Origin of the sequence: Streptomyces purpurascens (assembly GCF_045040895.1) — a bacterium.
GTDB classification, from domain to species: Bacteria; Actinomycetota; Actinomycetes; order Streptomycetales; family Streptomycetaceae; genus Streptomyces; species Streptomyces purpurascens.
Map to the genome: position 1 here is coordinate 3,137,486 of NZ_CP108341.1, position 12,500 is coordinate 3,149,985.

Sequence of the window (12,500 nt, forward strand, 5' to 3'; positions counted from 1 at the left end):
CCCTCAGTCTCGCGCCACCCTCAGCTCTCCGCCCCCTCCTACGACCGCCAGTGCGCCGTCCCGGTCCGTCCGCAGCACCGTCGCACCCCCGGCGCGCAGCGCCGCCACCGTGCCAGGTGCCGGATGCCCATAGGTGTTGTTCGCGCCGCAGCTGATCAGGGCCAGCCGCGGGGCCGCCCGGTGTATGAGGCCGGGGTCCTGGTAAGCCGAGCCGTGGTGGGCGACTTTCAGCACGTCCACGCCCTCCAGCGCCTCGGCCGCCGGCGATCTGGCCAGTGCCCGCTGGGCCGGGGGTTCGAGGTCCCCGAGGAGCAGCAGCCGCAACCCCGCCGACCGGACCAGCATGGCCACACTGGCGTCGTTCGGCCCCTCCGGCGCCGGGTGGGCCGGAAGCACCCCGGGATGCGAGCCCGGCGGCGAGCCTGCTGACGGCGGTGGCGGGCTCGGCGGCGGCCACACCACCTGCCAGGACAATCCTCCCGCGCGGCGCTGCTCCCCGGCGGCGGCACTCGTCACGGGCACCCGCCGGGCCGCCGCCAGTCTCCGGACGAACGCGGCCTGGTCCGCGGGCTCCTCGAAGCCCGTCGCCTCGATCGCGCCCACGGCCCGTCCGCGCAGCACACCGGGCAGCCCCGCCACGTGATCGGCGTGGAAGTGGGTGAGCACGACCAGCGGGATCCTGGTGATGCCGAGTGCGCGCAGGCAGTGGTCGACGAGCTGCGGATCGGGCCCGGCGTCCACCACCACGCCGGCGCCCTCACCCGCCGCGAGCACCATGGCGTCGCCCTGCCCGACGTCACACATCACCAGCCGCCAGCCCGGCGGCGGCCAGCCCGTGATCACCCGGGTCAGCGGCGGCGGCTGCACCACCGCCAGCGCCAGCAGCAGCCCGCAGACCCCGCACCACCACGGATGTCCGAGCAGCCGCCGCCCCACGAGCAGCACCACCAGGGTCACGACCACGAGCAGCGCCGCGCCCGCCCAGCTGCCCGGCCAGTCCACCCCCGCCCCCGGCAGCGCCGCTCCGGTCCGGGCGATCTCCGCGATCCACTCGGCGGGCCACTGCGCGCACCACGCCAGGGCCTCGGCCACCGGCATCCCCACCGGTGCCGTGGCCAGTGCCGCGAAGCCCAGCACGGTGGCGGGCGCGATCGCGAACTCCGCGAGCAGATTGCACGGCACCGCGACCAGGCTCACCCGCGCCGACAGCACGGTGACCACGGGCGCGCACAGCGCCTGCGCGGCGGCAGCGGCGGCCAGCACCTCGGCGAGCCTGGGCGGCACCCCGCGCCGCCGCAGCCCGGCGCTCCACCGCGGCGCGAGCGTGAGCAGCGCCCCGGTGGCCACGACGGACAGCAGGAACCCGTAACTCCGCGCCAGCCACGGGTCGTACAGCACCAGCAGCAGGACCGCCGTAGCCAGCGCCGGGATCAGCGACCTCCGCCGGCCGGTCGCGAGGGCGAGCAGCGCGACGGCTCCGCAGGCCGCGGCCCGCAGCACGCTCGGGTCCGGTCTGCACACCACGACGAATCCGAGGGAGAGCGCACCCCCGAGCACCGCCGTTCCCCGCAGGGAGATACCGAGACGCGGCGCGATCCCCCGCCGTTCGACGTGCTGCGCCAGGCCCGGCGGCCCGAGCAGCAGGGCGAGGAGGATCGTGAAGTTGGCCCCGGACACAGCGAGTGTGTGCGTGAGGTCGGTTTCCTTGAAGGCCTCCTCCAGTTCCGGGGTGATCCGCGAGGTGTCCCCCACCACCAGCCCCGGCAACAGGGCCCGGGCATCCGCCGACAGCCCACTGGTCGCCTCCCGTAGCCCGGCACGCAACCGCCCGGCGAGCCGCTGAGCCCCCGAGGGCTCTCCCACCACCTCCGGTACGCCCTGGTCGCGGACCCGCAGCACAGCCGCGACCCGGTCACCACCCGTCATGGCGGGAGCCAGCCGCGCGCTGACCCGCAGCCGCGTCGACGGCAGCAGCCCGAGCCACGGCGACCGCACCCGCTCACCGGCCGCCGACCGAGCACCGGCCGCGTCATACGGCTGCCCACCCGCGGCGCCCCCGCCGACCGACCTCACGTCGACGATCATCAGCACCGGCGCCCGCGTCACCACTGTCGTGCCACCCGCCTCGTGGACCCGCCGCACCTCGGCATCGACCAGCACGGCGGTCGGAGCCACGTGATCGCCCCGGACCTTGGGCCGGGTGAGCCGGGGGTCGGAGGTGAGCTCGACCTCGGCGGTCACCGTCGCGTACTCCCGCGCCAGGCCGGGCACGGGCCCCCGGCGCAGATCCGCCCCGTGCAGCCCGGCCGAGGCGGCGGCAGCGGCGACGCAGAGCAGCACGGCGGTGGCCGACGCCCGCGGCCATGACGCCGTTGCGGATCTACGAACCAGCGGCAGCAGGCCGACGGCGAGCAGACAGCCGGCCACGATGCCCGCGGCCCACCCCGGCGAAGTGCCGAGCACCAGCGCCGCCGTGCCCCAGGCCGCGAGGGCGGGCGGCACGAGCCGTAGGTCCGTGGGCCCTTCCTGCCGCGGGCGGGCGCTGCCGAGCCGCTGCCCGGACGAGGCGTGCACGGACGACCGGGCCGGCTCAGACGCGGCCCCGGGAGCGGCCTCGTCCCGCCGCACCGGCGGGACAGGGACCGTCCTCATGGCCGTACGAGATTGCGCAGGTCGGCGAAGCGGCGGTCGCCGATGCCGTTCACCTCGCGCAGTTCGTCCACGGAACGGAAACCGCCGTGCCGCGTGCGGTAGTCGATGATGTGCTGCGCCAGCACCGGGCCCACCCCCGGCAGGGTGTCGAGCTGGTCGGCGGTGGCCGTGTTGAGGGAGACCGGAGCCGCCGGCGCAGCGCCGCCCGCCGCCCCACCGGCCGGGCCTCCGGCAGCCGTACCGCCCGCCCCGGTTCCCGCGACGGGGGCCGGTCCTCCGACGACCACCTGTTCGCCGTCCACGAGGAAGCGGGCACGGTTGAGACCGTCGGTGTTCGTGCCGGGCTTCACACCGCCCGCCGCGCGCAGGGCGTCAGCGACGCGCGAACCGCTCGGCAGCCGATGGATTCCGGGTTCACGGACCTTGCCGCCGACGTCCACGACGATCTCGGGCGGCCCTGCGGCACCTGTCGCCTTCGCCGCCCCCGCGGGCACGCCCGGTCCTCGCTCCTCCTCGGTCCGCCCGCCCTGTCCCTGCTCCCCGTACGGCACCGCCGCTCGCACCACCTCGGGCGGCCGCACGGACTGGGTCCGGCCGGTCCAGAAGTGCTGCACGGCGAACGCCGCGGCCACGACGAGCACCACGCTCAGCGCGAGCACGCTCCGCCGCTCCAGCCCACACCTGGCCTGCAACCACAGCGGCATGCGCTCCCGCAGCGCGAGCCCGGCCCGCTCCCGCCAGGCCCCTTCCGCGACGCGGCCCGCCGCCCCGCTGTCCGACTCGGCGGGGACGACGTCGGGTTCCAGGCCGGGCTCCAGACCGGGCTCCACAACGGCTGGGTGCCGAGCGGGCCCTTCCCTGACGCGGTCCCCGACAACGCGATCCCCGACAGCCGTCTCCCCGAGGGCCCAGGAAGGCCGCCCACGACCCGGCGGCCCGTGTCCCGACTCCCGCCGCTCCCCGGCCCGTTCAGCGGGCCCGACCCGCACCCCAGGCCCAGCCCGTTCGCCAGGCTCTCCGAACAGCACCTCCGCCCGTCGGCGCAGTTCCTCCGCCGAAGCGTGACGGTGCCGAGCCCGGCCGCGTGCGACAGGCGGGCGGCGGCGAGGGTGCCGGACGCGGCCGTCGGACGTGGGTCCACGGCCCGGGCCGCTGGTCACAGTCGCTGTACGTGAACGTGATCGAAGTGCCATGCGACGAGGATCGGCCACCTCGGCCCACCCGCGATGATCTTGGTCAATTCCCGGGGACAATCGCCCGGCTGTGGACAACTCCGCCACTCACACGGGTGATAGGCGCCGATGCCCGAAGCCCCGCAGCAACGTTCACCGCGGCGAAACCACAACTCCCAGCAGCCCGGGTCCCGTATGCGCCCCGATCACCGCCCCGACCTCGCTGACATGCAGATCGGCCAGCCCGGTCAGCCGTGTCCGCAGCCGGTCGGCGAGGGCCGACGCCCGGTCCGGGGCGGCGAGATGGTGGACGGCGACATCGACCTGCGCGTTCCCCGCCCGGTCGGCCGCGATCTCCTCGAGGCGGGCGATCGCCTTGGACGCGGTCCGCACCTTCTCCAGCGGTTCGATGCGGCCGTCGGCCAGTTGCAGCAGCGGCTTCACCGCGAGCGCCGAACCCAGCAGGGCCTGCGCGGCACCGATACGGCCGCCGCGGCGCAGGTAGTCGAGGGTGTCGACGTAGAAGTAGGCGGACGTGCCCGCGGCCCTCTTCTCCGCGGCCGTGACGGCCTCGTCCACCGTGCCACCCGACTCCGCGGTCTCCGCCGCGGCGAGCGCGCAGAACCCGAGCGCCATCGCGATCATGCCGGTGTCCACCACCCGCACCGGCACCAGCGCCTGGCGCGCGGCCACGACGGCCGCGTCGTAGGTGCCGGAGAGTTCGGCGGAGAGGTGGAGGGAAACGATGCCGGTGGCGCCGGACTCGGCGACCTTGCGGTACGTCTCCTCGAAGACGGCGGGGCTGGGCCGCGAGGTCGTCACGGGGCGCCGCTTCTGCAAAGCCTGGGCGAGAGCGCGGGTCGAGATCTCGGTGCCCTCTTCGAGCGCCCGGTCGCCGAGGACCACCGTCAGGGGTACCGCTGTGATGCCGTGCCGCTCCATCGTCCGGGCCGGCAGGTAGGCCGTTGAATCGGTGACGATCGCGACATGGCGGGACATGAGCTGGAGGTTACCTGCCGTAGTGCCCGTGCGGCAGCCCGGCCCCTGTGCCCCGTGGCGCGAGTGGCCGGATCAAGTGGTGCTCTCGGGGCGGGCCTTCTTCTGCCAGGAGTAGGTGGGGCGCGGTCCCGGCGGGGTGATGGCCGGACGTGCCGGCTCCTGCTCAGGGCTCGACTGCGGGGTCTCCGGCCAGGTCTGCCCGGCTGTGGCGGCCTCGGCGGCGGGCGCTTCGGGCCACGGCTGGGAGGCGGTCTCGGACTCCGGAGCCGTCCAGTGCCGCAGCGCCCCGGCCTCCACGTCGATCTGGGCGCTGAGCGAGTCCAGGTCGTCTTCGGCGAAGCGGCGGGCCCGGTCACGGGCCGCCCAGCGCAGAGCGTCCGCGGACTGCGTGATGCGTTCGGTGCGCTCGCGCAGCTCGGGCAGCCGCTCGGTCAGCGCGCCGCGGTCGGGCTCGGCCTCCAGGCGCTTCAGCTCGTCGTCCAGCTCATGGCCGTGCGCACTGAGCCGTTCGAAGAGGCCGAGGGACTCCTTCAGGGACACGTCCTCGGCGACGGCCGCGTGCAGCGCGTCCTGGGTGGCACGCATCGAGGTGCGCAGTCTCAGCCGAAGCTGGGCGAGTTCCCCCGCGGCGCCGGGCTGGGCGAAGGACTTGGCCCGCAGCGTGTGGTCCTCGACGGTGCGGCGGGCCTGGGTGAGGCCACGATCCACGCCGCGCTTGGCGGCACCGACCACCTTCACGGTCGCGTAGACGCCGAGCCCGAGAAAAAGCACGAAAAGCAGGGCGAATACTGCGATCACTGCTTCCACCGGCTCCTCCTCAGGACATCGCGGCACACCTCACGTCGCTCTTCAACGGTAAACGCAACAGGCAGGTCCGGAGTTCCTGCAGAACCCCGAACCTGCCCTTAGGGGAGCACCCCGATGGAGGCCTGTCAGGCCCCGCGCCTACGCCGGAACGATGTTCACCAGCTTCGGTGCCCGCACGATCACCTTCCGGATCCCGGCCCCGCCCAGCGCGGCGACGACCTTCTCGTCCGCCAGGGCGACCTTCTCCAGCTCGTCGTCGGAGATGGCCGGCGAGACCTCCAGCCGCGCCTTGACCTTGCCCTTGATCTGCACGACGCACGTCACGGTCTCGTCGACCACGTACTGCGGGTCGGCCACCGGGAAGTCGTGGTGCACCACCGAGTCCGTGTGACCCAGCCTGCGCCACAGCTCCTCGGCGACGTGCGGGGCCAGCGGCGCGACCATCAGCACCAGGGCCTCGGCGACCGGACGCGAGACGGCGCCGCCCGCCTTGGTCAGGTGGTTGTTCAGCTCGGTGACCTTGGCGATGGCGGTGTTGAACCGCATGCCCTCCAGGTCACCGCGCACGCCGTCGATCGCCTTGTGCAGGGCGCGCAGCGTCTCCTCGTCCGGCTCGGCGTCGACGACGGTCACCTCGCCGGTCGCCTCGTCGACGATGTTGCGCCACAGCCGCTGCAGCAGCCGGAACTGGCCCACCACCGCGCGCGTGTCCCACGGCCGGGAGACGTCCAGCGGGCCCATCGCCATCTCGTACAGGCGCAGCGTGTCGGCTCCGTACTCGGCGCAGATCTCGTCCGGAGTGACCGCGTTCTTCAGGGACTTGCCCATCTTGCCCAGCAGCCGGGAGACCTTCTCGCCCTGGTAGTAGTACGCGCCGTCGCGCTCCTCCACCTCGGCGGCCGGCACCGCGATGCCACGGCTGTCGCGGTAGACGTAGGCCTGGATCATGCCCTGGTTGAACAGCTTGTGGAACGGCTCGGCCGAGGAGACGTGCCCCAGGTCGTACAGGACCTTGGACCAGAAGCGCGCGTACAGCAGGTGCAGCACGGCGTGCTCGGCGCCGCCGACGTACAGGTCGACACCGCCGTGCGGCTGGCCCTCGCGCGGGCCCATCCAGTACTGCTCGATCTCGGGGTCGACCAGCTTCTCGGAGTTGTGCGGGTCCAGGTAGCGCAGCTCGTACCAGCAGGAACCCGCCCAGTTGGGCATGGTGTTGGTCTCGCGGCGGAACGGGCGCGGGCCGCGGCCGTCGCCCAGGTCCAGCGTGACGTTGACCCAGTCCTCGTTGCGGGACAGCGGGGTCTCGGGCTGGGTGTCGGCGTCGTCCGGGTCGAACGTGCGGGGCGAGTAGTCCTCGACCTCGGGCAGTTCCAGCGGCAGCATCGACTCGGGCAGCGCGTGGGCGATGCCGTCCTCGTCGTAGGCGATCGGGAAGGGCTCGCCCCAGTAGCGCTGGCGGCTGAACAGCCAGTCGCGCAGCCGGAAGTTGACGGTGCCCTCGCCGGTGCCGGACCGCTCCAGCCACTCGGTGATGCGCGCCTTGGCCTCGGCGACGCCCAGGCCGTCCAGGCTGATCTCGTCGTTCGACGAGTTGATGATCTTCGCGTCGTACGACCCGAAGGCGTTCTCCCAGGTCGAGGTGTCCGTGCCCCGGCCGTCGGTGGGCTCGACGATGCAGTGGATCGGCAGCTCGAAGGCGCGCGCGAACTCGAAGTCGCGCTGGTCTCCGGCCGGGACGGCCATGATCGCGCCGGTGCCGTAGCCCATCAGCACGTAGTCGGCGATGAAGACCGGGACCTGCTCGCCGTTGACCGGGTTGGTGGCGTACGCGCCGATGAAGACGCCGGTCTTGTCCTTGGCCTCGGCCTGCCGCTCCACGTCGGACTTCGAGGCGGCCTGCGCGCGGTAGGCGCTGACGGCCTCACCGGGGGTCGCGTGGCCGCCGGTCCACACCTCGTGGGTGCCCTCCGGCCAGGCGGCCGGGGTGAACTTCTCGACCAGCGGGTGCTCGGGGGCCAGCACCATGTAGGTGGCGCCGAACAGGGTGTCCGGGCGGGTGGTGAAGACGGTGATGCGCTCGCCGTCGATGGGGAAGTCGACGCGGGCGCCCTCGGAGCGGCCGATCCAGTTGCGCTGCTGCAGCTTGATGGCCTCGGGCCAGTCCAGCGCGTCCAGGTCGTCCAGCAGCCGGTCGGCGTAGGCGGTGATGCGCATGTTCCACTGGCGCAGCTTGGCCTTGAAGACCGGGAAGTTGCCGCGCTCGGAGCGGCCCTCGGAGGTGACCTCCTCGTTGGCCAGCACGGTGCCCAGCCCGGGACACCAGTTGACCGGCGCGTCGGAGGCGTAGGCCAGCCGGAACTCGCCCAGGACGTCGGCCTGCTCGGCGGCGCTCAGCTCGCTCCACGCGCGCGTGTGTCCCGGAACGGGCCGCTCACCGGAGGCGAACAGCTCGATCAGCTCGGCGATGGGGCGGGCCCGCCCGGCGTCGTGGTCGTACCAGGAGTTGAAGATCTGCAGGAAGATCCACTGGGTCCACTTGTAGTAGTCCGGGTCGATCGTGGCGAACGACCGGCGCTTGTCGTGGCCCAGGCCCAGCCGGCGCAGCTGGGACTTCATGTTCTCCATGTTGGCTTCGGTGGACACGCGCGGGTGCGTGCCGGTCTGCACCGCGTACTGTTCGGCGGGCAGGCCGAAGGCGTCGAAGCCCAGGGTGTGCAGGACGTTGTGGCCGGTCATCCGCTGGAAGCGGGCGAACACGTCCGTGGCGATGTAGCCCAGGGGGTGACCGACATGCAGGCCCGCGCCCGAGGGGTACGGGAACATGTCCATGATGAACTTCTTGGGCTTGGCGACGGTCTCCCGCTCGCCCGCCAGGTCACCCTTCGGGTTGGGCGCGCCGTAGGTGTTGTCGACGTCCCAGATGTCCTGCCAGCGTGCCTCGATCTCGGCCGCCATGGCGGCCGTGTAGCGGTGCGGCGCCGCCACCTCGGCGGCGGCAGCAGGGTTCGTCTCGCTCATGATCCTCAAAGCTCCATCGATCGTCTCTGCCTGCGGCTGTGGGTTCGAGAAACGAAAAATCCCCTCGCACAGGAGGGGACGCCGCGCCGATTCCGGCCACTCGACTCGTCCGGTGGCCGGGACTGATCAGCGCGGCCCGCTAAGCAGAAGGCGTACGGCACGCATGGCGTTAGGGTACCGCAGGCCCCCAGCGCGCCGCGACGCGCTTCTGGAGGGCCGTTCGGTACCCGAAAAGCTGAACCAGGGTCAAAGGTTACTTCGCGTAATAGTCACTAAGGGACATCACAACATCCATATTGTCCTTTGATAACAACGCAATAACTCAAACCTCGTACCCATCGGTATGGCTCCGCTTAGAGTGCGGCAGCGGGACCGCTTTCCCGAACCGCTCGGAGTTGCCCCCATGAACCCTCATCGCAGTAACCCCTCGCTACACCCGGTCGCCGGGATGTGGGGAGGCAGGCCGTGAACCCTTACGACTCCACGGCGGACGACTCGTTCGCCGAGTTCCTCAACTTCGGCGCCGGCGTGCTGTCCCTCGTATGCCTCTCCTGCTCGGTCATCTGGGGGCTCGTCGCCCAGGACCGGGTCCTGCTCGACACGCGCAGGCGCATCCTGGCGCAGGCCGTGCACCGGACCACGGCGGTCGCCTCGATCGTCTTCCTGCTGGTCCACATCGGGGTGAAGCTGGCGCTGGAGCACACCTCGTGGATCGCCGCGGTGATCCCCTTCGGGCTGCTCCTGACCAAGGACGAGGCCGGCTTGGGCAGGTCGGTCCTCATCGGCCTCGGCACCGTGGCCAGCATGCTCATGATCTTCGTGGGCGTCACCGGCGTACTGCGCAACCGCTTCGCCTCCCCCGCACCCGTCGCGGCCCGCTGGCGTGCCATGCACATGCTGGCCTACCCGGCCTGGTGCGCCGCCCTGGTCCACGGGCTCTACGCGGGTCGCGCGGCCAAGCCGATCTTCGTGATCCTGTACTGCCTGTCCCTGGCCGGGGTGGCCGGCGCCCTCGCCCTGCGCGCCGCTCCGCGCCCGGTCAAGCGCAAGATCGCCGACAAGTTCGCCAGCCTCATAGGCCCCGGGGAGCCCTCGGCCCGCAGGGACCTGGAGGAGAGCCGCGCCCGGGCCGCCGGCGGTTCCACGCTGCCCGGCTACGAGAGCCGGGACGCGCCCCGGAGGGCCGCGGCGTCCCCGTCGGGGCCGCTGTACGAGAAGGCGGAACGCCCCGCGGCCAGGGAGCCCGCCAACGGATTCGCGGCCGCCTACCGGGCCGTCTCCGGCCCTCCCCCGGGCCAGCAGGCCTTCGCGCCGGGACCGAGCACCCGCACGGAGCTGCCGCTGGACATGCAGCCCACCCAGAACATGCCGCTCGTCGACGGCCCCTCCAGCACCTCGGGCAACTGGCCGATCCCGTCCCCGCCCCCGGTCGGCGAGGCCCCGCCGTCGGCCTACGACCCCCTCCAGGACACGGGCTTCAACATCCCGCCCTACGACCCCCTGCAGGACACCGGGCAAAGCATCCCGGCCTATGGCAATCCAGGCGCCGCCGGCTATGGATCGAGTGACGTGTACGACACGGGTGAGTCGAATGCCGCCTTCGACACGTACTACCCGAACGACACGTACAACAGCGGTCCCGCCACTGAAACACTGCCCGGTGCGTCCTACGACTTCGACGCACCGGGATCGGGCGAACCTTGGAACACGCCTTCCGGAGGCTTTAAGTGAACGAGGCTCTGCCCGACGTACCCGAAGTCCGCGTGGTCGGACTTCCTCAGCTCACGTCGGGCTTCGACCTTGTCGATCGGCTCGATCTGCCCATGCATCTGAAGGTGCACGGGCCGCTCGAGCCGATGGGCGGCGAGCAGCTCGCGCAACTCGCCGAACGCATCAACCTGAAGGGCCGCGGCGGCGCGGGCTTCCCCTTCCACAAGAAGCTGCGCTCGGTCGCCGAATCGGCGATCAAGCGCGGTATCCGGCCGGTCGTGGTCGTCAACGGAAGCGAGGACGAGCCGGCCTGCCGCAAGGACACGGTGCTGATCAACCGTGCCCCGCATCTGATCCTGGACGGCGCGCTGCTGTGCGCGGAAGCTCTGGGTGCCCGCACGCTCGTGGTGGGGGTCACCCGTGAGTCGACACAGCGCTCCATGGAGGCCGCGCTCGCCGAACGCGGTCTCAACAACGGCCGCCGGTCGGCACTGCGCGCGCGTGTGCAGCGCAACCCGGTCCGTATGGTCACCGGTGCGGCCGCGTCACTGATCCGCTCGATCGACGGCGGCCCGGCCGTCCCTCCGGGCCGCAAGGTCAGCGCCTCGCAGAACGGCGTCGGCGGCGCGCCCACGCTGCTGTCCAACGCCGAGACCTTCGCCCAGCTGGCCATCGCCGCCCGCATCGGCCCGGAGCGCTACGGCAACACCGGCCTGTACGACGAGCCGGGCACGGTCATGCTCACGGTCTCCGGGGCGGTGGCCCGCCCCATGGTGATCGAGGTCCCGACGGGCGTGCCGCTGCGCTACGTCCTGCAACTCGCCGGCGCACCGCCGGTGCCGCAGGGCGTACTCACCGGCGGCTACCACGGCAAGTGGATCGACGCGGCGACGGTCAACGAGGCGATCGTCTCCCGCAACTCCCTGGACGCGGTGGGCGGCGCGCTCGGCGCCGGAGCGATCCTGCCGATCACTCAGGACACCTGCCCGCTGGGCGAGTCGCTGCGGGTCGCCCAGTGGCTGGCCGAGGAGAGCGCGGGCCAGTGCGGCCCCTGCTACCTCGGCCTGCCGGCCGCCGCACGCGGCTTGGAGGACATCCTCAACGGCGGCGGACCGGCCGCCCTGGAGGCGGTCAAACAGGTCGCCAAGAACGTGAAGCGGCGCGGCGCGTGCTCGCACCCGGACGGCTCCGCGATGTTCCTCGAGTCGACCATCAAGGCGTTCACGGACGACCTGGCCGCCCATGTCCTCGGCAACGGCTGCGGCAGGCCCGTGGAGGGCGTTCTGCCGCTCTTCGAGGGCGGCAGGGCCCCCACGGGCATCCCGGGCGGCGGCGAGTCCGAGGAGAACGGCCCCAGCCGCCAGAAGATCTACGTCGACTGGACGCTGTGCCGGGGCCACGGCCTGTGCGCGGACATCCTCCCCGAGGTGTTCCAGCTCGGCGCCGACGGCTTCCCCACCGTGGCGCAGGCACAGGTGCCGCGGTACGCCGAGGCCAAGGCTCTACGCGCGGTGCGCCGCTGCCCGGCGCTGGCCCTGCGCCTGGAGGAGGACACGCGCTCCCAGGGCGCGCCGTCGTCCCGCAACCTCCCGGTCCTCTCCCAGGGCCGCGGACGCCGCGCTCTCGGCCGCTGAGCAGACGTACGGCGGGCTCCCTCCGGGGGCCCGCCGTACTCATACGCACAACAAGAAGGCGGGCCATCCGATCGGATGGCCCGCCTTCTCATCTTCTGTGGAGCTAAGGAGAATTGAACTCCTGACCTCCTGCATGCCATGCAGGCGCTCTACCAACTGAGCTATAGCCCCTCGCGCCTCCGGTTTTCCCCGGCGGCGACGCCAACATTACTGGCCCATCGGGCCCAACACCAAATCGGTTTCACCTTGCCTGAAATGACCGTTTTGTCGGTTCTCAGGCCGTGACGAACGAATAGAACCGCTTGAGCGTGCAGTGCTCCTCCAGAAGCCGGCCGTAGATCGGCTCGCCCTCCAGCTCGCGGTACGTCTCGATCGGGTCCCCTTTTATGATCAGCGCCCGCGCGCACTCCTCGCACCAGTACTGGTAGTCGGGATTGATCGGTTCCATGTCGCGGACGATCGGAGTCCCACTGCCGCACCAGTCGCACTTTCGCCTGTGTGCACCCAT

General features: G+C 72.0%; 8 protein-coding genes and 1 tRNA gene. 2 read left to right on the forward strand and 7 right to left on the reverse strand.

The annotated features are described in order from the left end of the window. Positions 1-3: 3 nt before the first annotated feature. From OHU35_RS14305 to leuS, 5 genes are all read right to left on the reverse strand, one after another. Positions 4-2,652 (reverse strand): ComEC/Rec2 family competence protein, encoded by a 2,649-nt coding sequence (locus OHU35_RS14305; protein WP_405505487.1) that lies wholly within the window; start codon positions 2,650-2,652, stop codon positions 4-6. Next, positions 2,649-3,845 carry a helix-hairpin-helix domain-containing protein gene (locus OHU35_RS14310; protein WP_405505488.1) on the reverse strand — a complete coding sequence of 399 codons (1,197 nt, stop codon included), beginning with the start codon at positions 3,843-3,845 and terminating at the stop codon, positions 2,649-2,651. The genes OHU35_RS14305 and OHU35_RS14310 overlap by 4 nt, the downstream gene beginning before the upstream one ends. Before the next feature lie 132 nt (positions 3,846-3,977). Further along, positions 3,978-4,823 carry a DegV family protein gene (locus OHU35_RS14315; RefSeq protein WP_405505490.1) on the reverse strand — a complete coding sequence of 282 codons (846 nt, stop codon included), beginning with the start codon at positions 4,821-4,823 and terminating at the stop codon, positions 3,978-3,980. 72 nt (positions 4,824-4,895) lie between these two features. Further along, positions 4,896-5,630, reverse strand: a complete 735-nt coding sequence (locus OHU35_RS14320) for a hypothetical protein (RefSeq protein ID WP_189723524.1) — start codon at positions 5,628-5,630, stop codon at positions 4,896-4,898. A 138-nt stretch (positions 5,631-5,768) separates the two neighbouring features. After that, positions 5,769-8,648 (reverse strand): leucine--tRNA ligase, encoded by a 2,880-nt coding sequence (leuS, locus tag OHU35_RS14325; protein WP_189723529.1) that lies wholly within the window; start codon positions 8,646-8,648, stop codon positions 5,769-5,771. Positions 8,649-9,113: 465 nt separating this feature from the next. Here leuS and OHU35_RS14330 point away from each other — a divergent pair, with 465 nt between their 5' ends. Next, the gene (locus OHU35_RS14330; protein WP_405505493.1) at positions 9,114-10,379 is read left to right on the forward strand and encodes a cytochrome b/b6 domain-containing protein; all 1,266 of its coding nucleotides are present in this window, start codon (positions 9,114-9,116) and stop codon (positions 10,377-10,379) included. Next, complete coding sequence (locus OHU35_RS14335) at positions 10,376-11,992, forward strand: NADH-quinone oxidoreductase subunit NuoF family protein (RefSeq protein ID WP_189723533.1); 1,617 nt, start codon at positions 10,376-10,378, stop codon at positions 11,990-11,992. The genes OHU35_RS14330 and OHU35_RS14335 overlap by 4 nt, the downstream gene beginning before the upstream one ends. A gap of 98 nt (positions 11,993-12,090) precedes the next feature. On the opposite strand, the gene OHU35_RS14340 is transcribed toward OHU35_RS14335, so the two are convergent. Both OHU35_RS14340 and OHU35_RS14345 read right to left on the reverse strand, forming a co-directional pair. Beyond that, positions 12,091-12,163 (reverse strand) — tRNA-Ala (locus OHU35_RS14340). A gap of 103 nt (positions 12,164-12,266) precedes the next feature. Further along, complete coding sequence (locus tag OHU35_RS14345) at positions 12,267-12,500, reverse strand: hypothetical protein (RefSeq protein WP_006136074.1); 234 nt, start codon at positions 12,498-12,500, stop codon at positions 12,267-12,269.

Excerpts from the sequence above, each read along its gene's own strand:
- OHU35_RS14315 (WP_405505490.1), bottom strand. The coding sequence starts at position 4,823 with ATGTCCCGCCATGTCGCGATCGTCACCGATTCAACGGCCTACCTGCCG.
- OHU35_RS14310 (WP_405505488.1), bottom strand. The coding sequence starts at position 3,845 with ATGGCACTTCGATCACGTTCACGTACAGCGACTGTGACCAGCGGCCCG.
- leuS (WP_189723529.1), bottom strand. The coding sequence starts at position 8,648 with ATGAGCGAGACGAACCCTGCTGCCGCCGCCGAGGTGGCGGCGCCGCAC.
- OHU35_RS14345 (WP_006136074.1), bottom strand. The coding sequence starts at position 12,500 with ATGGGTGCACACAGGCGAAAGTGCGACTGGTGCGGCAGTGGGACTCCG.
- OHU35_RS14305 (WP_405505487.1), bottom strand. The coding sequence starts at position 2,652 with ATGAGGACGGTCCCTGTCCCGCCGGTGCGGCGGGACGAGGCCGCTCCC.